We start from the raw sequence: 21,347 nt of genomic DNA on the forward strand, positions 1-21,347 counted from the left end.
CCGAGATGTACCGCGTGATGACCCAACCCGATCTTGATCTGGGCGTGGTCGGCAACGGCAGCTTCGGCGCCCTGGTCGACAAACATGCCCGCGTTGTCTGGAGCTGCCTGCCCACCTTCGACGGCGACCCAACCTTCTGTGCCCTGCTCGGCCCCAACCAGCAGAGCGGTGGCGACTTCGCCATCGAGCTGGAGGACTTCGCCGACAGCGAACAGGAATACCTCACCAATACCGCGATCCTGCGCACGATACTGCGCGACCAGCATGGCGGCGCACTGGAGATCCTCGACTTCGCCCCGCGCTGGCGGCAGAACGACCGCTTCTATCGCCCGGTCAGCCTGATCCGCCAGGTACGTCCGCTGGCCGGCAGCCCACGCATCACGGTGCGCGCACGTCCGCTGGCCGACTGGGGTGCGCGCGTGCCCGAGTCCACCTGGGGCAGCAACCACGTGCGCTGGATCCTGCCCGAGCACGTACTGCGGCTGACCACCGACGTGCCGGTGCGCATGGTGCGCGACGGCCTGCCGTTCGTGCTCAACCATCCCGTGCACCTGATCCTGGGCGTGGACGAATCGCTGGACCGCTCGATCAGCGGTTACGTGCAGGAGGCCTTCCAGCGCACTCGCGACTACTGGCGCGAATGGGTGCGTTACCTGTCCATTCCACTGGAATGGCAGGACGCGGTGATCCGTAGTGCGATCACCCTGAAGCTGTGCCAGTACGAAGACAGCGGCGCGATCATCGCGGCCATGACCACCTCCATTCCCGAAGCGCCCGGCAGCGTGCGCAACTGGGATTACCGCTACTGCTGGCTGCGCGATGCAGCGTTCGTGGTGCGCGCGCTGAACCGCCTCGGCGCAACGCGCACGATGGAGCAGTTCCTCGGCTACATCTTCAACCTGGCCACCACCGACGGTACGCTGCAGCCGCTGTATGGCATCGGCTTCGAAGCCAAACTGGATGAGGACGAAGTACCCAGCCTGTCCGGCTACCGCGGCATGGGCCCGGTACGTCGCGGCAACCTGGCCTGGGTGCAGCGCCAGCACGACGTCTACGGCAGCGTGGTACTGGCCTCCACCCAGCTGTTCTTCGACCGTCGCCTGCAGGACCCGGGCGACGCGCACACCTTCGCCCGCCTCGAACCGCTCGGCGAGCAGGCCTTCGCGCTGCACGACGTACCCGATGCCGGGCTGTGGGAGTTCCGCGGCCGCACCGAGGTGCACACCTACACCAGTGCAATGTGCTGGGCCGCCTGCGATCGGTTGTGCAAGATCGCCGTACGCCTCAAGCGCGACGACCGCGCACGCTACTGGCGCGAGCGTGCCGATACCATCCACGCGCGCATCATGGCCGAAGCCTGGAGTGACCAGCTCGGTCACTTCACCGATACCTTTGGCGGCCACCGCCTGGACGCTTCGCTGCTGCTGCTGGCCGACATCGGCTTCATCGACGCAATGGACGCCCGCTTCATCGCCACCGTCGATGCGATCGGCCGCGACCTCAAGCATGGCAATTCGCTGTACCGCTATGTCGCGCCGGATGATTTCGGCGAACCGGAAACCAGCTTCACCATCTGCACGTTCTGGTACATCGATGCGCTGGCGGCGATCGGGCGCATGGACGAGGCACGCGAGATGTTCGAGCTGCTGCTGAAGCAGCGCAACCACCTGGGTCTGCTGTCGGAGGATCTGGCCTTCGACAGCGGCGAGGCCTGGGGTAATTTCCCGCAGACCTATTCGCACGTCGGCCTGATCACCGCCGCGATGCGCCTGTCGCGTTCCTGGCAGGAGGCCTCGTGAGTCGTCTGGTGGTGGTTTCAAACCGCGTGGCCGTGCCCGGCGAGAACCGTGCCGGCGGCCTGGCCGTGGGCCTGCTGGCTGCACTGAAGGAACGTGGCGGAATGTGGTTCGGCTGGAGCGGCAAGAGCGTGCGCGATGGCAGTGGCACGCTGCACCGGCAGACCGACGGCGACATCGAGTTCGTCACTCTGGACCTGAGCAAGCGCGAGGTGGACGGCTACTACAACGGCTTTGCCAACCGCACGCTGTGGCCGCTGCTGCACTTCCGCCTGGATCTGGTCGACTACGACCGCGGCACCCGCGAGACCTACCACAAGGTCAACGCGCTGTTTGCCGACAAACTCGCGCCGCTGCTGCGCGAGGACGACATCGTCTGGATCCACGATTACCACCTGATTCCGCTGGGCGCGCTGCTGCGCGAACGTGGCATCGGCTGCCGCATCGGCTTCTTCCTGCACATTCCGATGCCCTCGGCCGACCTGCTGCAGGCCATGCCCGATCATCTGCGCCTGTTCTCCGCGCTGTACGCCTACGATCTGGTCGGCTTCCAGACCCAGCGCGACGCTGACCGCTTCCAGACCTACCTGCGCCTGTTCGGTGGCGGCCGCGTGCTCGACAACGGCGAACTGGAAGCCCCCGGCGGACGCCGTTTCCGCGCGGCCGCGTTCCCGATCGGCATCGACACCGACCTGATCGCACGCCAGGCCGGTACCGCAGCGACCAAGGCGGCAGTGAAGAAGCTGCGTGGCAGCCTGCGTGACCGCCAGCTGGCGATCGGCGTGGACCGGCTGGATTATTCCAAGGGCCTTCCGGAGCGTTTCCGTGGCTTCGAACGCTACCTGCAACGCCATCCCGACCAGCGCGGTTCGCTCACCTACCTGCAGATCGCGCCGGTCTCGCGGGGCGACGTCAGCGAGTACCGGCAGCTGCGCAGCACGCTGGAGCAGATTGCCGGCCACATCAACGGCGGCCATGCCGAGCCGGACTGGACACCGCTGCGCTACGTCAACCAGAACTTCACCCATGCCACGCTGACCGGCTTCTACCGGGCCGCGGCGGTCGGGCTGGTGACGCCGTTGCGCGATGGCATGAACCTGGTGGCCAAGGAATACGTGGCTTCGCAGGATCCGGACGATCCCGGCGTACTGGTGCTCTCGCTGCTGGCCGGCGCCGCCGACGAGCTGAAGCAGGCGCTGCTGGTCAATCCCTACGATCTGGACGGCATGGCCGATGCCATTGCCACCGCCGCAACGATGTCGCTGCGCAAGCGCAAGGAGCGCTGGCACGCGATGATGGAGCACCTGCGGACCTACGACATCAATCACTGGCGACGCAGTTACCTGGAGGCGCTGGAGGGCTGAGCCGCCACCACCACTGATCGGCCGGACGCGACGCCACCACGTCGATGACGACCGCAAATTGACGCTTTCGGCCCGAAAGCAATTGCGACTGAAACCATCGCAACGGGCGCATGCGCGCCCTCGCGGTCTCGCTACCGATGCACTCAGCAGCCGGTGAAAGCCTTTGCGCACAAGGCTTCGGCGGGCGTGGACAACGTGCAGGCAGGCCACCGAGCGGCGTGCGGCGCCGGCGATTTCATTCGGCATTGACAGCCGTTGCCCAGAGTGACGCCCCCTGAGCCACGCGTGCCGCCTCCACGGCCGCCGCGTGGCGTTGCACATCACCTGCCGGGGAGTCACCGCATGTCCGCCTACGACCGTTTCATCGAAGATGCCGCAATACGCCTGGAGCTGGGCCATCGCACCCGTTGGGTGGTGGATGTGATCAGTGCCTGGGTGGACTCGCATCCCGACGGATTGGCCGGCCTGGAGCGGCGGTTCGAGCAGGCGGGCCTGGCCGCCCGTTTCCATTCCTGGCGACAGTCCGCATCGCTGCGGCTGCCGATCGTGGCCAGTGAACTGGAGCGCGCACTGGGCGCACACACGCTGGCGATGATCGCCCACCGCAGCGGAATGTCTCCGGGATCGTTCCGCGTGGTGGCCTGCCATCTGCTGCCCGGCGTGGTCACCCTGCGCTCGGCACCGGACGGCGGCGCCCACCCGGCCGGAGCCCGGCGCGCACACGGCACCCGCTCGCCCAGGCGCATGGCCGGCAGCGTGCCCTCGCGCGCGATGTACGGCATGGCGATCCGCAGCGTGCTGTGGATGCTGGCGGTCGCCACCGTGCTGGGCCTGACCACCTGGGTGCTGCTGAAGGCGCGCACGCCGCTGTGGACCGTGCAGGACGTTCCGCGTGAGCACACCGCGCGACTGTCCCTGCATCAACACGGCACGCAGGTGCAGGTCAGCGGCAGCCTGCCCAGCGAAGGCGAGCGACGCCGCGCTTGGAACGCATTGCGCGCCGTGCACGGTGCATCGAACCTGTACGGAGGCATTGCACTGGACCCGCGCGCGCAGTCACCCCGCTGGCTGGACCGCCTGATTGCCGATCTCCCCCATCTGCAGGGCGACGGCCTGCACCTGGAGTTCGCCGGCATGCAGCTGACCATCGATACCACCGCCATGGAAGACGCGCAGCGGCAGGCCATCTCGCGGCGCCTGCGCCAGGACTTTCCGACGCTGGAGATGAGTGGCCTGTGGGGCCCGGGCCTGGCCGCGCTGGCGCAGCTGCCCGCCGGCGTCGACACCGCGCAACGGGTTGCCGCACTGAACCAGACGACGTTGAAGTTCCATGCCGGTTCGTCCGAGTTGACCGGCGACTCGCGGCAGACCGTGCAGGCGGTCGCCGATGCGCTGCGCGGTACACCGGCCGGCCTTCGCGTTGAGATCGGCGCGCACACCGACAGCGTGGGTCACGCCGAGGCCAACCTGCAGCTCAGCCAGCAGCGCGCCGAGGCGGTATCACAGGCCTTGCAGGCGCTGGGCATCCCAGCCACCACGCTGGTCGCGGTTGGCTACGGACAGGATCGGCCAATCGCCGACAATCGCAGCGACAGCGGCCGCGCACAGAACCGTCGCATCAACTACCGCCTGCTCGACTGAGAAAAAGACAGCGGCCCCCTGTAGTGCCGAGCCATGCTCGGCTGCATCTGCTCGGCGCTACAGGAGACGGAAGGTCAATCCAGGAACCGCGCGCTGTGTTCCGGCGCCGGCAGATGGCACGCGTCGTGGCGTCCGAACCAGCGATAGCGATTGCGCGCCAGCATCCGATACGCCGCGTCACGCCAGGCGCGCGGCAGCACACGCAGCGCGCCGCTCAGGCGCCACACACCGCCCAGCCCGGCCAGTACACGCAGGATCGCATCGGTATCGGTCCACGCGCCGTGCGCATCCAGCAGCAGGAAGGACGCCGGATCCTGCGGGTCCAGTCCATGCTGGCGCAGCAGCGCACTGCCCTGCGCGCCCTGCATGGCCGCGAACCGGTAGCGCCGCTGCCGGTCGAACCGCAGCAGGAAGCGCACCCAGCGGTTGCACAGCGCACAGACGCCATCAAAGACAATCACCGCACTGCCGGCATCTGCGGCGGTATCACTGCGGTTCGAGCCAGCCTTCATAGCGGATCAGGGCTCCTGCCCAGGGCAAGGTCACATCCACCAGGAAAGTGTAGCGCTGCTCGTGCCAGGCTTCGCGGCAGCGCACACCGCCAAACCAACGCGCCGGCAACGGCACGCACCCGAAGGCCCAGACCCGCCGCACCGACCAGTCGATGCCGCCCTCGCGGACCTGCAGATTGAACTCGAAGCACACCGCGCCGAGTTGTTCGCGCAGATATCCCTGGTGCGCCCACAGCCGCGACACCATCGGCCAGCGACCAAAGCGCCGCGCCCAACGTTCGCCCTGCCCGTGTGCGCTGAACAGGACTTCGGTAGGCAGCGCGTCGCCGTTATGCGGCAGGCGTGCCAGCACAGCCAGCAGCGGCACCAGCCAGTGCCGGCCACGCTCGATCCGCGCCTGCCCCAGGTAACGGCAGGGCAATGGCGTGGCGTGCAGCGCACGCACCGGGCCGGCCAGGGTGGCGAACGCCGGCCCCAGCACGCGTGCGAACAACGGTGGGGTCAGGGTGCGATCCAGGCCAGCGTCGCCATGCGCCCGGTGCGACGATCGCGCCGGTGCGAATACAGATCCGGGTCAGCCATCGTCGACAGCGTGCCGCCGTACACCTGCGCCGGGTCCATTCCCGCCGCCTGCAGGCGCTGCCGCGCCAGTGCGAACAGATCCACCTTCCAGTGCCCGGCCCGGGTCGCCACGAACGCCGATGCGGCGGCCGCATCATGGCCGACGAACGCGTGATAGACCTCTTCACCGATCTCGTAATCGGCCGGTCCGGCAGCCGGGCCCAGCCACGCGCGCAGCTGCGCCGGCGGCGTCTGCATGGCGGCCACTGTGGCCTCCAGCATGCCGTCGGCCAGCCCGCGCCAGCCGGCGTGGGCCGCGCCCACCTCGCTGCCGTCGGCGGCGGCGAACACCACCGGCAGGCAGTCGGCGGTCAGGATCGCCAGCACCACACCGGGCACCGAGGTCACCGACGCATCGGCCACCGGCTCGCTGGCGCCTTCCACCGGAGGCGCCGTGAAGCGCAGCACGGTACTGCTGTGCACCTGGCGCAGCCAGTGCGGTGCCGACGGCAACGCCAGCCCCTGCCGCAGTAGCTGGCGGTTGTGTTCGACGTTGGCCGGCGTATCGCCATCGGCCGCGTGCCGGTTGCCCAGGTTGAACTGCGCGAACGGCGCCGGCGAGATGCCCGCGCCATGCCGCCGCGTGGTCAACGCATGAACGCCCGGAGGCGCCGGCCAGTCAGCCTGCAGCAGGGGCAGCGCGGCGGTCATTACCAGCGGTCCCGCTCGCGTGCGGCGAAGGCTTCGCTGTCCTCGCGCAGCACCTTCATCAGCTGCAGCATGTCCTCCGGCACCGGCGCGGTGTTGCGCACCGGTTCACCGGTGATCGGGTGGGTGAACTCCAGGGTCTCGGCGTGCAGCGCTTGGCGCTTGAAGCCGCGAAGCGCGGCCACCAGCTCGTCGCTGGCGCCCTTGGGCAGCTTCAGCGCGCCGCCGTAGAGCGGGTCGCCGATGATCGGATGGCGCACGTGCGCCATGTGTACGCGGATCTGGTGGGTACGCCCGGTTTCCAGGCGGCACTCCAGCGCGGTGTGCGCACGGAAGCGCTCGCGCAGGCGGTAATGGGTGATCGCTTCCTTGCCGTCTTCGCGCACCGCCATCTTCAGGCGGTCACGCGGGTGGCGGTCGATCGGGGCATCGGCGGTACCGCCGGCCACCAGTGCGCCCATCACGATCGCCAGGTACTGGCGGTGCACATCGCGCGCGGCCAGCTGCTCGACCAGCGCGGTCTGCGCCTCCAGGGTCTTGGCCACCACCATCACGCCGCTGGTGTCCTTGTCCAGGCGGTGCACGATGCCGGCACGCGGCAACACCGCCACCGACGGGTCGCGGAACAGCAGCGCGTTGACCAGGGTGCCGCTGTGGTTGCCGGCACCCGGGTGGACCACCAGGCCAACCGGCTTGTTGATCACCAGCAGGTGCTCGTCCTCGAACAGCACGTCCAGCGGGATGTCCTCCGGCTGCGCATCGGTCTGGGTTTCCAGCACCACGTTGAGGGTCACGACCTCGCCACCGCGCAGCGGGTCGCGCGGGCGCACCTGTGCGCCGTCGAGCAGCACATCGCCGGCCTTGATCCACTCGGTCAGGCGCGAGCGCGAGTATTCGGGAAACAATTCGGCCACGACGGCGTCGAAACGGCGGCCGGCGGCGGTGTCGGGGACGATGGCCTGGCGGGCCGATTCGGAGGGTTGTTCAGACATGGCAGGGGGCATTCTTTGAAATTTTGGGGTCCCGGCGGCCGGTTTCAGTCGCTGGACAGGACACTAGGCTATCATCGACCCTTCGTATTCCAGCCGCGTCCCGCCTCGACCCCATGATCCGACGCTCCGTCATGCTCTCCGCGCCCGTCCGCCTCACCGCCCTGCTGCTGGTGCTGGTCATCGCCGCCACCGGTTGCCATCGCGGCGCCAAGAAGGGTGATCGCCCCGACGAAGGCGTGCCGGTCGAACAGCTGTATGAGAAGAGCCACAAGCTGATGCAGGGTGGCAACTGGAGCGGCGCCGAAGCCAGCTTCCGCCGCCTGGTGGCCCAGTACCCCTACGGCCCGTACACCGAACAGGCGATGATCGAGACCGCCTACGCCCAGTACAAGGCCGGCAAGCACGATGACGCGGTGTCCAGCATCGACCGCTTCATCCGTACCTACCCGACCCACCGCAACATCGCCTACCTGTACTACCTGCGCGGCCTGGCCAACTCCAACCGCAGTACGGTTTTCCTGCGTCGCGTATGGTCGCTGGACGCCAGCCGTCGCGACCTGTCCACGCCGCACCAGGCCTATTCGGACTTCAACATCGTTGTCGACCGCTACCCGAACAGCCGCTACGCCGCCGATGCCCGCCAGCGCATGGTGGAGCTGCGTGACGTGTTCGCCCAGCACGAGCTGGACAACGCCCTGTACTACATGCGCCGCGGCGCCTGGGTCTCGGCCGTGGGCCGCGCCAACTACCTGCTGGAAACCTACCCGCAGAGCGCCTTCCAGTACGACGCGGTGGCCGTACTGGCCGATTCCTACACCCACCTGGGCAACAAGACGCTGGCCGACGATGCCCGTCGCGTGCTGCAGCTGAACCAGCCGGACCACCCGTGGCTGGAAGGCAAGTGGCCGAAGTACCCGTGGATGATCCGCAAGTTGAACCCGTTTGCCGGCGAGAAATCAGCCAGTACCGGCCAGCGCAACGCGCGACTGGAAAAGAAATAAGAAAGCGAAGGGCCCCGCAAGGGGCCCTTTCTTTTTGTAGCGTCGAGCCATGCTTGACGGCTCTCCCCCGCCGCTTGCCCCGTCCCACTCGGCCCGGCACTAGGAATTCTACGAATCGGCCGCCGTTGCGATGCCGCTCCCAAACCGGACCCGCACGGCCCTCCACACTCCATCGCACGGCCATTCCCGCCTGCCTGGAGTCCGCATGACCTCAACCGTTTCCCGCACCCGGCCCCTGCTGGCCACCCTCGCCGCCACCCTGCTGGCCCTGCCCGTTGCGGCCGCGGCTGCCGAGCCCGGCGATCTGCTCACGGCAGCCCCCTATCGCGCCGACTGGGTGCCATCGAAGGCGGCCCAGGCGTACCTGCTGAGCTATCACACCCCCGATCACAGCGGGCGGCTGGCCCAGGGCACCGGGCTGCTCTATCTGCCTGCCGGCACCGCGCCGGCGGGCGGCTGGCCGGTGGTCTCCTGGGCGCATGGCACCCAGGGCATTGCCGACCACTGCGCGCCGTCGGTGTCCGGCCCCACCCGCCCCGAGCGCGACGGGCGCTTCCTGGACCACTTCCTCGGCCAGGGCTATGCCGTGGTCGCAGCTGACTACCAGGGCCTCGGCAGCCCGGGCCAGCACACCTACCTGCACGTGCGCACCGCCGCGCGCAACAGCATCGACATGGTCAAGGCCAGCCACCAGTTCCTGGACGGCGGTCGCCTGTCGCCACGCTGGGTGTCGGTGGGCTATTCGCAGGGGGCGTCGGCGGCGCTGAGCGCCGGCCATCTGGCGGCCGACTACGCCGGCCCCGCCCTGCAGTTCAAGGGCAGCTTTACCGCCGGCACGCCCACGGCCGTGGAAATCACCGCGTTGGTGATGAGGCCCGACAGCCGCACCGCCAATCCGGGGGCACTCAACGCCTACCACGCCTACCTGCTCGATGGCCTGCTGCAGGTGGCACCGCAGATCGACCGCGTGCTGAGCGCGCAAGGCCGGGCCCGTATCGCGCTGGCCCGCCAGCACTGCCTGACCGATCTGGCCGCGCAGCTGGAGGGCGCCAGCACCGGCGAGATGTTCAGCGCACCGTTGACCTCGGTGCCGGGTATCTGGACGCTGCTGCACGACTATCTGGGTGTGCCACGGCACGGGTTCACCCAGCCGCTGATGCTGGCCCACGGCACCGCCGACCAGGATGTGCCCTACCTGACCACCCTGCTGTACGCCGCCGGCCTGGCCCTGCGTGGCGAGCCGGTGGCCTTCCGGCAGTACCCGGTCGACCACCGCGCCACGCTGGATGCAGCAGCGGCCGATGGGCTGGCCTTCGTGCGCGCACGGCTGGAAGACGGCCGCTTCGACGAGGCCGCCGAAACCGCTCGCCTGGAAAAACTACTGGACACCGCACAGTAGATCCACGCCATACGCGGATGCACGCTACCTCAGCCCTTGTAGCCGTTGCTGATCGGGTAACGGCGCTCGCGGCCGAACGCGCGGCGCGAGACCTTCGGCCCCGGCGCGGCCTGGTGCCGCTTCCATTCACTGATGCGCACCAGGCGCAGCACGCGGTCGACCACGGCCGCGTCATAGCCTGCGGCAACAATCTCGGTACGCGACTGTTCCTGGTCGATGTAGCGGTACAGGATGCCGTCCAGCACGTCATAGGCCGGCAGCGAATCCTGATCCAGCTGGTTCTCGCGCAGTTCGGCCGACGGCGGGCGGCTGATCACCGCCGGTGGAATCACCGGCGCGCCGCCCACGGTGTTGCGCCACTTGGACAGGCCGAACACCTCGGTCTTGTACAGGTCCTTCAGCGGCGCATAGCCACCGCACATGTCGCCGTAGATGGTGGCGTAGCCCACTGCGTACTCGCTCTTGTTGCCGGTGGTCAGCAGCAGTCCGCCGAACTTGTTGGCCAGCGCCATCAGGATCACGCCACGGCTGCGCGACTGCAGGTTCTCTTCGGTCACATCCGGCGTGGTGCCCTCGAACATCGGCGCCAGCGATTCCATCAGGCCCTTGAACGCCGGCTCGATCGACACCGCTTCCAGCTTTACGCCCAGTGCCTGGCACTGCTCGGCCGCTAGGTCGTTGGACAGGCCGGCGGTGTAGCGCGACGGCAGGCGTACTGCGGTGACGTTGTCCGCGCCCATCGCATCCACCGCCATGGCCAGCACCAGCGCCGAGTCGATGCCACCGGACAGGCCCAGCCAGACCTTCTTGAAACCGTTCTTGCGGCAGTAGTCCTGGATGCCACGGGTCACCGCGCGCCAGGCCAGCGCATCCATGCTCTCGTCGCCGTCGTCCATCCACACGTGCGGCAGGAAGCGGCGGCTGGCGCCGTCATACTCCACCACCAGCCACTGGTCGACGAAGGCGGCGGCGGCCGGGTGCACCGTGCCGTCACCGTCGGCCACCACCGAGGCGCCATCGAACACCAGCGCGTCCTGGCCACCGACCACGTTGAGGTAGGCAATCGCCGCGCCGCTCTCGCGCGTGCGTGCGGCCAGCACTGCATCGCGCTGGGCATGCTTGCCGCGTTCGTAGGGCGACGCATTGGGCACCACCACCAGCTGCGCACCGGCGCGCACGGTATCGGCCAACGGCTCGGCGAACCACAGGTCCTCGCAGATCAGCAGGCCCACCGGAATGCCGTTGACCTCGAACACGCAGCTGCCACCGTCGGGATCAACATCGAAGTAGCGGCGTTCGTCGAACACGGCGTAATTGGGCAGCTCGCGCTTGCGATAGGTCTGCTCGACCAGGCCATCACGCAGCACGCTGGCGGCGTTGTAGACCACCGCACCGGCGGCCTGCGGCCAGCCGACCACGGCGGTGATGCCACGACAAGCCGCCGCGATGCGTGTCATTGCCTGCTCGCACTCGTACAGGAAGCCCGGGCGCAGCAGCAGGTCTTCCGGCGGGTAGCCGCTGACCGCCAGCTCGGGGAACATCACCAGCTCGGCGCCGTATTCGTCGCGCGCCTGGCCGATCATCTCGATGATGCGCTCGGTGTTGCCGGCAACATCGCCGACCGGGAAGTCGAACTGCGCCATCGCGATGCGGATCGAAGCCATGGGAATCCAGCCTGTGGTTGCAATGCACCCATTGTAACGCCGCGCCATGCGCGCGCCGGGCGCGCCCGGTAGATCCACGCCATGCGTGGATGGGGCCGCCGGAACGCGGGACCCCAGACGCACAAAGGCCGCCCGGAGGCGGCCTTTGTGTTTTCGCATGCAGCAGTCGAGCAAGCTCGACTCTACAAGAGCAGCCGGTCTTACTTGACCAGCTTGGCGATGGCAGCGCCCAGGTCGCCCGGCGAGCGGACGGTGACAACACCGGCAGCTTCCATGGCGGCGAACTTGCCTTCCGCGGTGCCCTTGCCGCCCGAGGCGATCGCACCGGCGTGGCCCATGCGCTTGCCGGCCGGAGCCGACGCACCGGCGATGAAACCGACGACCGGCTTCTTCACGTGGTTCTTGATGTACTCGGCGCCGGCTTCTTCAGCGTCACCGCCGATTTCGCCGACCATGATGATGCCTTCGGTCTGCGGGTCTTCGTTGAACAGCTTCAGGCAGTCGACGAAGTTCAGGCCGTTGATCGGGTCACCACCGATGCCGATGCAGGTGGACTGGCCCAGGCCGACTTCAGTGGTCTGCTTGACCGCTTCATAGGTCAGGGTGCCCGAACGCGACACGATGCCGATCTTGCCCGGCTGGTGGATGTGGCCCGGCATGATGCCGATCTTGCACTCACCCGGGGTGATGACGCCCGGGCAGTTCGGCCCGATCAGCACGGTGTCCGGATGCGAACGGGTCAGCACGTTCTTCACGCGCAGCATGTCCAGCACCGGAATGCCTTCGGTGATGCAGACGATGACCTTGATGCCGGCAGCAGCGGCCTCCAGGATCGCGTCAGCCGCGTACGGCGGCGGCACGTAGATCACCGACGCGTTGGCGCCGGTGCTCTGCACGGCGTCGGCCACGGTGTTGAAGACCGGCAGGTCGATGTGGGTGGTGCCACCCTTGCCCGGGGTCACGCCGCCGACAACCTGGGTGCCGTACTCGATCATCTGAGTGGCGTGGAAGGTGCCCTGCTGGCCGGTGAAGCCCTGCACGATCACCTTGGTGTTCTTGTTGATCAAAACAGACATTGGAATTCCTTGGTGTCGGTATCAGGCGGCGTTCTTGACAGCTTCAACGATCTTCTTGGCGCCATCGTTGATGTTGTCAGCCGGGATGATGGCCATGCCGCTGTCACGCAGCAGCTGCTTGCCTTCTTCCACGTTGGTGCCTTCCAGGCGCACCACCACCGGAACCTTGACGCCCACTTCCTTCACGGCGGCGATGATGCCTTCGGCGATCATGTCGCAGCGGACGATGCCGCCGAAGATGTTGACGAAGATGCCTTCGACCTTGTCCGAGGACAGGATCAGCTTGAAGGCTTCAATGACGCGCTGCTTGTTGGCACCGCCGCCCACGTCCAGGAAGTTCGCCGGCTCGCCGCCGTTGAGCTTGATGACGTCCATGGTGGCCATGGCCAGGCCGGCGCCGTTGACCATGCAGCCGATGTTGCCGTCCATGGTGACGTAGTTGATGTCCAGTTCCGAAGCGATCACTTCGGTCGGATCTTCCTGGGTCTTGTCGCGCATGGCGACCAGGGCCTTCTGGCGGAACGCGGCGTTGTCGTCGCTGTCGAACTTGCCGTCCAGCGCGTACAGGTTGCCGTCGTCCAGGATGGCCAGCGGGTTGATTTCAACCAGGGCCAGGTCCTTTTCGTTGAACAGGCGGTACAGGTTCACCATGATGCTGGCGAACTGGCCGGCCTGCTTGGCGGTCAGGCCCAGCTTGAAGCCGAAATCACGGCCGTGGTAACCCTGCACGCCTTCGACGAAGTCGACGTTCAGCGAGTGGATCAGTTCCGGGGTTTCAGCAGCAACCTGCTCGATCTCCACGCCGCCTTCCGAAGAGGCGATGTAGGTGATGGTCTTGGTGCCACGGTCAACCAGCACCGACAGGTACAGTTCCTTGACGATCTCGCCGGCGGTGGTCACCAGCACCAGGTTGACCGGCAGTTCAACGCCAGCGGTCTGGTAGGTGGCCATCTTGGTGCCGAGCATCTTGGCCGCAGCGGCCTTCACGTCGTCGGTGGTCTTGCAGAACTTGACGCCGCCAGCCTTGCCGCGGCCGCCAGCGTGGATCTGCGCCTTGACCATCCAGGGGCCCTGGCCCAGGGAGTTGGCAGCGGCAACCGCTTCGTCCGGGGTCGCAGCGACCTTGCCGGCCGGGACCGGGATGCCGTACTCGGCAAGCAGTTGTTTTGACTGGTATTCGTGGAAATTCATGCGTCACCGTGGGAATAGGAACGACCGCACGCAATTCCTCAGGGCCCCGGCGGGGCGCCGGCATGGACCGCGGCGGGCCCACTATTGTGGCCGAGCCGGCGCCGGGGCGCAAAGAAGTCTGTACCAAACGCCAGGCCCGGCCAGTTTTCCGCCGTCATTCAGGCGGTTGCGGGCGCAGGGCGGGCCCGGCCAGGCACCCGCCCGGGCCCGATTGCGCAGGAAATCGCTTCCACAAGCCTATACTTGGGGCGGCGGTGTCGGGGTAGAGTCGAGCAAGCTCGACGCTACATGGCGCGGTTCCGATGATCGGGGGAACATCGGCTACGCTGTCGGCCACCGCCGTCAAAACCCAGTTCCAGGCAGCCAGAAGGGGAGTTCCGGCGTGTCACCCAGTGCTTCATTGATTGACCGCATCGAATCGATCCCGCGGCGCGAGCTGTACTTCTTCGCGCTGTACCGGGTACTGATCGCCGCCGTCATCGCCGGCCTGCTGTACAGCCCGCTGTCGGCCATGGTCGGCGAAGCCCACCACCCGCGCCTGGCCGATACCGTCGCGGTGATCTACCTGCTGCTGTCGTTGCTGGCCCTGGCGATCGGCCGCAATGAACGCTGGCTGCGCCCGATCGTGGTCAGTGGCGTGCTGGTGGACATCGTCGCCGCCACCCTGCTTTCGCATGCCCTGCCCGGTGCCAGCGCGGGCATCTCGATGTCGCTGCTGTTCAACATCGCCGCGGCCGCCACCCTGCTGCCACTCAGCTGGGGCCTGGGCCTGGCGCTGGCCGCCAGCCTGGCCACCGGCGTGGAGTACACCTGGAAACTGCTGGAGGGCGGAGACCCGACCCGCACCCTGGCCGAACTGGCGATGTTCGCCACCAGCTACCTGGCCCTGGCCTTCATCAGCTACCAGGTGGGCAACCGCGCCCGTCGCAACCAGCAGCTGGCCAACCAGCGCGGCGACGAAGTGGCCAACCTGTTCCAGATCAATGAACTGATCATCCGCCGCATGCGTACCGGCGTGCTGGTGGTGGACGCCGACAACCGCATCACCCTGGCCAACGAAGCGGCCTCGATGCTGCTGGGCGACAACGACGGCAACGGCGAAAGCGGCCGCTTGGATCTGACCAGCGCCGCGCCGGAACTGGCCCGCCGCCTGCAGCGCTGGCGCAATGGCTGGGCGCAGGAAGAACTGCCGTTGCAGCTCAACCCGGACCAACCGGAAGTGCAGCCGCGTTTCGCCCGCCTGCTGGCCGGCAGCGATCTGGCGCTGGTGTTCCTGGACGATTCCAGCGTGGTCTCGCGCCGTGCCGAATCGCTCACGCTGTCGGCCATGGGACGCTTCTCGGCCAGCCTGGCCCATGAAATCCGCAATCCGCTGGCGGCCATCAACTACGCCGTGCAGCTGCTGGAGGAAGGCACCGGATTCAACGAGAGCGACCGCCGCCTGCTGCAGATCATCCGCCAGCAGTGCCAGCGCACCAACGGCATCGTCGAAAGCGTGCTGGGCCTGGCCCGGCGCGAACGCGCCACACCGGAGAACGTCGACCTGGCCGCTTTCGTCCGGCGCTTCGTGCTGGAGTACAAGCAGGGCCAGACACTGGAGACGGACAGCATCGAGCCGATCATCAACGACACCTCGGTGATGGCCCAGGTCGACAGCAAGCACCTGTACCAGGTGCTGACCGTGCTGGTGCACAACGCGCTCAAGTACGGGCGCATCGGCCAGCAGCCGGCACGCGTGCGCCTGCGCGTGGCCCAGCATGAACGCAGCGCGGTGATCGACGTGATGGACCGTGGCCCCGGTATTCCCGAAAGCGTGGCCGCGCAGCTGTTCCGCCCGTTCTTCACCACCTCCGAGCACGGCACCGGCCTGGGGCTGTATATCGCCCGCGAACTGTGCCGCGCCAATCAGGCGCGCCTGGACTACATCCCGGTGCCTGCCGGTGGTTCCTGCTTCCGCCTGGTGCTGCCCGGCCCGCACACCCTGCTGCCCACCTGATTCCGATTCTGTGCGTCAAACATTTGTCGCTTCCAGCCCCCTCGTTTATCTTCTCCGCCCATGAACGAAACCCGCAGCGCCCTCGTCGTCGACGATGAACGCGACATCCGCGAACTGCTGGTCCTGACGCTTGGCCGTATGGGGCTGCGCATCAGTACCGCGGCCAACCTTGCCGAGGCGCGCGAGCTGCTGGCCAGCAATCCGTACGACCTGTGCATCACCGACATGCGCCTGCCCGACGGCAACGGCATCGAGCTGGTGAGTGAGATTGCCCAGCACTACCCACGCACGCCGGTGGCGATGATCACCGCCTTCGGCAGCATGGACCTGGCCGTGGAAGCGCTGAAGGCCGGCGCCTTCGACTTCGTCAGCAAGCCGGTGGACATCGCCGTGCTGCGCGGGCTGGTCAAGCACGCGCTGGAACTCAACAACGCCGACCGCCCCGCACCCGGCCCCAGTGCCGAACAGGGCGCGCGGCTGCTGGGCGCCTCGCCGGCGATGGACGTGCTGCGCACCACCATCGGCAAGGTCGCGCGCAGCCAGGCGCCGGTCTACATCCTGGGTGAATCCGGGGTCGGCAAGGAGCTGGTGGCGCGCACCATCCACGCCCAGGGCGCACGCGCGGCCGGCCCGTTCGTGCCGGTCAACTGCGGCGCCATCCCGGGCGAACTGATGGAAAGCGAGTTCTTCGGCCATCGCAAGGGCAGCTTCAGCGGCGCCCATGCCGACAAGCCCGGCCTGTTCCAGGCTGCCCATGGCGGCACCCTGTTCCTGGACGAAGTGGCCGAGCTGCCGCTGCAGATGCAGGTAAAGCTGCTGCGCGCGATCCAGGAAAAATCGGTGCGCGCGGTCGGCGCCGCCAACGAAGAACCGGTGGACGTGCGCATCCTCTCGGCCACCCACAAGGACCTGGCCGAGCTGGTCGAGGATGGCCGCTTCCGCCACGACCTGTATTACCGCATCAATGTGATCGAGCTGAAGGTGCCGCCGCTGCGCGAGCGCCGCCAGGATCTGCCGGAGCTGGCCGCAGCGGTACTGGCGCGCCTGGCCCGCAGCCATGGACGCGGCACGCCGCTGCTGGCGCCTTCGGCCCTGGAGGCGCTGGCCCAGTACAGCTTCCCCGGTAACGTACGCGAACTGGAGAACATCCTCGAACGCGCACTGGCGCTGGCCGAAGAAGACTGCATCGGTGCTGATGACCTGCGCCTGCCCCAGCATTCACCGCGCGCACCGGGCAGCGCCGCGCCGGCTGAAGCCGTGGCCGACCTGCAACCCGGCAGCGCCGCCCTGCCCTCGTACATCGAGCAGCTCGAGCGCAGTGCCATCCAGCGCGCGCTGGAAGAGAACCGCTGGAACAAGACCCGCACCGCCGCACAGCTGGGCATCACCTTCCGTGCATTGCGCTACAAGCTGAAAAAGCTGGGCATGGAGTAAACCCAGGGTCAGAGCCCTTTCCATGGGAAAGGGCTCTAACCGGCGGCGGGCCGCGCCATCCACGCATGGCGTGGATCTACCTCAATCCTTGGTCACGCGGTTGATCTCGGCCAGGCTGGTGACGCCGGCCGCGGCCTTCTTCAACGCCGACTGGCGCAGATCATTCACTCCAATCTGCTGCGCCGCCTCGGCAATCTGCAGTGCATTACCGCCGGCCAGCACAATGGTGGCGATCTCATCGGTCATCGGCATCACCTGGTAGACGCCGGTACGCCCCTTGTAGCCTTCGGTGCATTCATCGCAGCCCACCGCCTCATACAGCTCGATGCCCGCATCCAGCTGTGCCTGGCTGAAGCCTTCGGCCAACAGCGCGTGTTCGGGCAACTGCGCCGGGCGCTTGCAGTTCGGGCACAGACGGCGCGCCAGGCGCTGGGCGATCACCAGCGTCACCGAACTGGTGATGTTGTACGGCGCGATGCCCATGTTCATCAGTCGCGCGATGGTCTGCGGCGCATCGTTGGTATGCAGCGTGGACAGCACCATGTGGCCGGTCTGCGCGGCCTTGATGGCAATCTCGGCCGTCTCCAGGTCGCGGATTTCGCCGACCATGATGATGTCCGGATCCTGGCGCAGGAACGAGCGCAGTGCGGCGGCGAAGGTCATGCCGCGCTTGTTGTTCTGCTGCACCTGGTTGACGCCGGGCAGGCGGATTTCCACCGGGTCTTCGGCGGTGGAGATGTTGCGGGTCTCATCGTTGAGGATGCCCAGCGCGGTGTACAGCGACACCGTCTTGCCCGAGCCGGTCGGGCCGGTCACCAGCACCATGCCGTAGGGCTTGTGGATGGCATCCATGAACAGCTTCTGCTGGTCCGGCTCGTAACCCAGCTTGTCGATGCCCAGCTTGGCGGCGCTGCCATCCAGGATACGCAGCACCACCTTCTCACCGAACAGGGTCGGCAGCGTGCTGACGCGGAAGTCGATCTGCTTGGTCTTGGACAGGTTCAGCTTGATGCGCCCGTCCTGCGGCACGCGCTTTTCGGCGATATCCAGCTGCGCCATCACCTTCAGGCGCGCGGCGATGCGCTGGTTCAGCTTCACCGGCGCACGCGCGACCATCTTCAACAGGCCGTCGATGCGCAGGCGCACGCGATAGTCGTCTTCGTACGGCTCGAAGTGGATGTCCGAGGCGCCCTTGCGGATGGCATCGACCAGCACCTTGTTGACGAACTTCACCACCGGCGTGTCGTCGCCCTTGGCGTCGATGCCGGAGTCGCCACCGGCATTGTCTTCGTCGCCCAGGCCGACATCGAGGTTGGCCATCCCCTCGTCGTCGCCGCCGAGCGTATCGCCCAGCGTGTCATGGCTGGCGTGCCACTGCTCCAGGGTGCGGCGGATCTGATCCTCGTCGACCAGGATGGTCTCCACCACCAGATTGGTGTGGAACTTGATCTCATCCAGCGCGTGGGTCGGGTTGCTGGTGCCCACGAACAGCTTGCCGCCACGCTTGAACAGCGGGAGCACGTTGTGCTTGCGCAGCAGCTCCTCGCTGACCAGGTTCATCGCGTTCTGGCTGGCATCGAACGTGGACACGTCGAACAGCGGCATGCCGAACTCGACCGCATTGGCCGCCGCCAGCTGCGAGGCGCTGACCAGCTTGTTCTGCGCGAACCAGGTGGGCAGTGGCTGGCGGGCCGCCGTGGCCTTGGCCATGGCATCGCGCGCGGTGGACTCGTCCAGGGCACCGTCCTGGACCAGGCGCCGGGCCAGGCCGGTGATGCCGACGAGGTTGGGGGTGGTGACTGCGCTCATGCTGGTTTCCAAACAAGGGTTTAGACGACGTGTTTCGGTTAGACGCGCTGTCACAAGGCCTGGCCCATTGCGTCCGCAGGCATGTTAACCCTACAACACTGGTACTGCCGTAACCGTAGAAACGCTCTTCACGGCCGGAGCTAAATGGCAGAACAAACGACCAGAATCGTCCATCTTCCAGTGCTCGCACCAAGCTTCATGCAACTCCTTCAATGGCGCCTGCGGTGGCGCGTCTTGCAGGCGCCAGCCACGACGGGCCGTCCGATCGATCACCAGTAAGCCATCGTCCGGGGTCTCCGCAGCCATTAGCACCCAATTGCCCAGATAGGCAGCACGCTGCCGGTGGCTAATCTGGTAAGCCATCCACTGCGGCTTCACCTCCACTCGCCCAGCCGAGGTGATTCGATACATCGATGCCATCTCGCGTAGAACTGCCCCTTCGTCAATCTCGGACTTGCGCAGCGAACCGGGGAAGTAGGATGACTCTACGAATCTGATGCGGCTATTCATTGGGATTTGGCTCGGCGCCAGCAGGTCACGTCCGTCTCGCAGCACGTGGTCTGTCACTCCGGCAGCCTTCAGCACCGTCGGCGCAACATCCACCAAACTGGCCGGGTCATGACGCACTGTCGGCACGAAGCTTCCTTGGCCGAACCGCGTGAAAGCCAGCAGTACAGACGTCTGCGGCGCACGAATAGCTGACCCTCCATGTCCATTGACGATACCGCCGGGCACCTGGATGTCACCAGCCGGCCACAGATCCTTTCGCAAATCGAAATCTTCGCCGTGGTCAGACATAACCACTACGATGGCGTTATTCAGTCGACCATTGCGCCGAAGATCGTCCAGCAGTTGAGCCACTTGCTGATCAGCGGTAGCCAACCCACGCAGGTACTGCGGCTTGGCATCGGCATACTCTCCCGTGGGCAGATCCTCGAATCGATCGTCGTCACCTAGGCGAGTAAACTGGTAGGGCCAATGCGCCATGCAGAAGTGTACGTACAGGAACAGCGGCTTATTGGCCGGTGCTCGCTGTACTCCGTCAGTTAGCCGCCGACTGAAGGCCTCCGGCCTATATACCGACACATGTGCTCGGTTACCGTACACATTCGGAGTTAGCATTCGAGAAACCGGCGCAGCCATCAGCAGATTGCTAAGCACGTTGTCGCCAAGCACGCCGAGCAGCATCTCGCTGACTCCCATGCCTGGCGACAGTACGCGCTGGAAACCATAGACTTGATCGATGTTCGCGAATCGTGTTTCATCCATCGCAAACATGGTCTCGTAACCAGCCGCAGCAAAAGCGTGTGCCATACTTGCGGAGGCTGTCGAATTGCTGGCGGGGAACAGATTGCCGCGTGCGCCACTGTGAGCTGGCCACTGACCGGTCAATACGCTAGTCGTAGCAGGCGAGGTGTGGGGCTGCGTGCTCAGCGCGTCATCGAATACCACAGAACGATCTAGCAGCGCCTCCACTTGGGGCATCACCCGGAACGGCGCATGATTGCGCTGAAGGTGGTCTGGGCGCAGCGAGTCTATGCCAATGATGATCACATCTGGCGCTTGTACCGAGGCCGAGCGCGGCACGCTGAACCAAAGCCCCGCGCCCGGCAGCACCAACGCGACTGCAATCAATGCCAAGATGACCCGCGTTGGACGGGAACGACGACAGATCACATAAACCCAGATCAGCAACAAGGCCACGCTGGCAAACAGCAGGGCAATTGCAATCACTCGCGTACTTGGCTGCAGCAGGGCGAGGCCCAGCACGTCACCCATAGCCGACTGCGGATAGATCCAAGCTCCTGCAAATGACAATGCCAATGTCATCAGCAGCAGTTGAGCAAGCAGGGTCAGAAGCCGTTGCCTCGGTCTCACACGGGGGAGCAATACCGTCTTAAAGGCGGCTGCGCTGGCCCACGCCAGAGCAACGTGTAGCAGCAGCATCACCCCAAAGTATGAAGCAGCGCCTGCCAGTGCTTGCTCCACTGGGAAGGTAGCCAAACCGTCGCCACCAACCCGCGGCAGACCACTGATCAGCTCGGATTGGCGCTCGAAGACGAGCGCGAACTGGCCTCCTAACCAGAGGCCCCACCACAGGAAGGACACGACGTAGTACATATAACTCCCAGAGACCGCAATTGCACGACCACACACATCAGCTGCAGCGGTAAGCGGTCACACTCCCCCAAAACGAAAACGG

General features: G+C 66.5%; 16 protein-coding genes. 7 read left to right on the forward strand and 9 right to left on the reverse strand.

Annotation, left to right across the window (positions count from 1 at the left end; translation table 11 throughout):
* Nucleotides 1-17: 17 nt before the first annotated feature.
* The 3 genes from AC5YGJ_RS17975 (at nucleotide 18) to AC5YGJ_RS17985 (ending at nucleotide 4,801) form a co-directional block, all read left to right on the forward strand.
* On the forward strand, nucleotides 18-1,799 hold the full coding sequence (locus AC5YGJ_RS17975) for a glycoside hydrolase family 15 protein (RefSeq protein WP_409460397.1): 1,782 nt from the start codon (nucleotides 18-20) through the stop codon (nucleotides 1,797-1,799).
* Nucleotides 1,796-3,160: an alpha,alpha-trehalose-phosphate synthase (UDP-forming) gene (otsA, locus tag AC5YGJ_RS17980; protein WP_496187323.1), complete on the forward strand. Its 1,365-nt coding sequence runs from the start codon at nucleotides 1,796-1,798 to the stop codon at nucleotides 3,158-3,160. Before AC5YGJ_RS17975 ends, otsA begins: the two co-directional genes overlap by 4 nt.
* A gap of 342 nt (nucleotides 3,161-3,502) precedes the next feature.
* Nucleotides 3,503-4,801, forward strand: coding sequence for an OmpA family protein (locus tag AC5YGJ_RS17985; RefSeq protein ID WP_496187324.1), 1,299 nt, complete (start codon nucleotides 3,503-3,505; stop codon nucleotides 4,799-4,801).
* A 74-nt stretch (nucleotides 4,802-4,875) separates the two neighbouring features.
* On the opposite strand, the gene AC5YGJ_RS17990 is transcribed toward AC5YGJ_RS17985, so the two are convergent.
* The 4 genes from AC5YGJ_RS17990 to rluD are packed head-to-tail and all read right to left on the reverse strand — an operon-like array spanning nucleotide 4,876 to nucleotide 7,574.
* On the reverse strand, nucleotides 4,876-5,313 hold the full coding sequence (locus tag AC5YGJ_RS17990; protein WP_249843096.1) for a thiol-disulfide oxidoreductase DCC family protein: 438 nt from the start codon (nucleotides 5,311-5,313) through the stop codon (nucleotides 4,876-4,878).
* The gene (locus tag AC5YGJ_RS17995; RefSeq protein WP_496187346.1) at nucleotides 5,288-5,794 is read right to left on the reverse strand and encodes a DUF4166 domain-containing protein; all 507 of its coding nucleotides are present in this window, start codon (nucleotides 5,792-5,794) and stop codon (nucleotides 5,288-5,290) included. The genes AC5YGJ_RS17990 and AC5YGJ_RS17995 overlap by 26 nt, the downstream gene beginning before the upstream one ends.
* A gap of 20 nt (nucleotides 5,795-5,814) precedes the next feature.
* Complete coding sequence (gene pgeF / locus AC5YGJ_RS18000; RefSeq protein WP_496187325.1) at nucleotides 5,815-6,585, reverse strand: peptidoglycan editing factor PgeF; 771 nt, start codon at nucleotides 6,583-6,585, stop codon at nucleotides 5,815-5,817.
* Complete coding sequence (gene rluD, locus AC5YGJ_RS18005; RefSeq protein WP_496187326.1) at nucleotides 6,585-7,574, reverse strand: 23S rRNA pseudouridine(1911/1915/1917) synthase RluD; 990 nt, start codon at nucleotides 7,572-7,574, stop codon at nucleotides 6,585-6,587. The genes pgeF and rluD overlap by 1 nt, the downstream gene beginning before the upstream one ends.
* Before the next feature lie 113 nt (nucleotides 7,575-7,687).
* Between rluD and AC5YGJ_RS18010 the strand changes: the two genes are divergently transcribed.
* Nucleotides 7,688-8,575 (forward strand): outer membrane protein assembly factor BamD, encoded by an 888-nt coding sequence (locus tag AC5YGJ_RS18010; protein WP_107231747.1) that lies wholly within the window; start codon nucleotides 7,688-7,690, stop codon nucleotides 8,573-8,575.
* A 205-nt stretch (nucleotides 8,576-8,780) separates the two neighbouring features.
* Complete coding sequence (locus tag AC5YGJ_RS18015) at nucleotides 8,781-9,974, forward strand: lipase family protein (protein WP_496187327.1); 1,194 nt, start codon at nucleotides 8,781-8,783, stop codon at nucleotides 9,972-9,974.
* 29 nt (nucleotides 9,975-10,003) lie between these two features.
* Here AC5YGJ_RS18015 and AC5YGJ_RS18020 read toward each other — a convergent pair whose 3' ends face one another.
* From AC5YGJ_RS18020 to sucC, 3 genes are all read right to left on the reverse strand, one after another.
* Nucleotides 10,004-11,638, reverse strand: coding sequence for an NAD+ synthase (locus AC5YGJ_RS18020; RefSeq protein ID WP_249843093.1), 1,635 nt, complete (start codon nucleotides 11,636-11,638; stop codon nucleotides 10,004-10,006).
* Nucleotides 11,639-11,838: 200 nt separating this feature from the next.
* The gene (gene sucD, locus AC5YGJ_RS18025; protein ID WP_005410793.1) at nucleotides 11,839-12,714 is read right to left on the reverse strand and encodes a succinate--CoA ligase subunit alpha; all 876 of its coding nucleotides are present in this window, start codon (nucleotides 12,712-12,714) and stop codon (nucleotides 11,839-11,841) included.
* Between the two features lie 21 nt (nucleotides 12,715-12,735).
* Nucleotides 12,736-13,905, reverse strand: coding sequence for an ADP-forming succinate--CoA ligase subunit beta (sucC, locus tag AC5YGJ_RS18030; RefSeq protein WP_004154430.1), 1,170 nt, complete (start codon nucleotides 13,903-13,905; stop codon nucleotides 12,736-12,738).
* 382 nt (nucleotides 13,906-14,287) lie between these two features.
* Here sucC and AC5YGJ_RS18035 point away from each other — a divergent pair, with 382 nt between their 5' ends.
* Nucleotides 14,288-15,901: a sensor histidine kinase gene (locus AC5YGJ_RS18035; protein ID WP_496187328.1), complete on the forward strand. Its 1,614-nt coding sequence runs from the start codon at nucleotides 14,288-14,290 to the stop codon at nucleotides 15,899-15,901.
* A gap of 60 nt (nucleotides 15,902-15,961) precedes the next feature.
* Nucleotides 15,962-17,335 (forward strand): sigma-54-dependent transcriptional regulator, encoded by a 1,374-nt coding sequence (locus AC5YGJ_RS18040; protein WP_249843091.1) that lies wholly within the window; start codon nucleotides 15,962-15,964, stop codon nucleotides 17,333-17,335.
* An 81-nt stretch (nucleotides 17,336-17,416) separates the two neighbouring features.
* Here AC5YGJ_RS18040 and pilB read toward each other — a convergent pair whose 3' ends face one another.
* Both pilB and AC5YGJ_RS18050 read right to left on the reverse strand, forming a co-directional pair.
* Entirely contained in the window at nucleotides 17,417-19,144 is a 1,728-nt protein-coding gene (gene pilB, locus AC5YGJ_RS18045) for a type IV-A pilus assembly ATPase PilB (protein WP_496187329.1), read from the reverse strand.
* A gap of 90 nt (nucleotides 19,145-19,234) precedes the next feature.
* Complete coding sequence (locus AC5YGJ_RS18050; RefSeq protein WP_496187330.1) at nucleotides 19,235-21,265, reverse strand: sulfatase-like hydrolase/transferase; 2,031 nt, start codon at nucleotides 21,263-21,265, stop codon at nucleotides 19,235-19,237.
* Between the last annotated feature and the right edge of the window lie 82 nt (nucleotides 21,266-21,347).

This window comes from Stenotrophomonas sp. CS3K5 (assembly GCF_059515225.1).

Bases quoted from the DNA above. Each gene is read 5' to 3' on its own strand.
- AC5YGJ_RS17985 (WP_496187324.1), top strand. From the start codon at position 3,503: ATGTCCGCCTACGACCGTTTCATCGAAGATGCCGCAATACGCCTGGAG.
- AC5YGJ_RS18020 (WP_249843093.1), bottom strand. From the start codon at position 11,638: ATGGCTTCGATCCGCATCGCGATGGCGCAGTTCGACTTCCCGGTCGGC.
- pgeF (WP_496187325.1), bottom strand. From the start codon at position 6,585: ATGACCGCCGCGCTGCCCCTGCTGCAGGCTGACTGGCCGGCGCCTCCG.
- pilB (WP_496187329.1), bottom strand. From the start codon at position 19,144: ATGAGCGCAGTCACCACCCCCAACCTCGTCGGCATCACCGGCCTGGCC.
- rluD (WP_496187326.1), bottom strand. From the start codon at position 7,574: ATGTCTGAACAACCCTCCGAATCGGCCCGCCAGGCCATCGTCCCCGAC.
- AC5YGJ_RS17975 (WP_409460397.1), top strand. From the start codon at position 18: ATGACCCAACCCGATCTTGATCTGGGCGTGGTCGGCAACGGCAGCTTC.
- sucC (WP_004154430.1), bottom strand. From the start codon at position 13,905: ATGAATTTCCACGAATACCAGTCAAAACAACTGCTTGCCGAGTACGGC.
- AC5YGJ_RS18050 (WP_496187330.1), bottom strand. From the start codon at position 21,265: ATGTACTACGTCGTGTCCTTCCTGTGGTGGGGCCTCTGGTTAGGAGGC.
- AC5YGJ_RS18010 (WP_107231747.1), top strand. From the start codon at position 7,688: ATGATCCGACGCTCCGTCATGCTCTCCGCGCCCGTCCGCCTCACCGCC.
- sucD (WP_005410793.1), bottom strand. From the start codon at position 12,714: ATGTCTGTTTTGATCAACAAGAACACCAAGGTGATCGTGCAGGGCTTC.
- AC5YGJ_RS17990 (WP_249843096.1), bottom strand. From the start codon at position 5,313: ATGAAGGCTGGCTCGAACCGCAGTGATACCGCCGCAGATGCCGGCAGT.
- AC5YGJ_RS18015 (WP_496187327.1), top strand. From the start codon at position 8,781: ATGACCTCAACCGTTTCCCGCACCCGGCCCCTGCTGGCCACCCTCGCC.
- AC5YGJ_RS18040 (WP_249843091.1), top strand. From the start codon at position 15,962: ATGAACGAAACCCGCAGCGCCCTCGTCGTCGACGATGAACGCGACATC.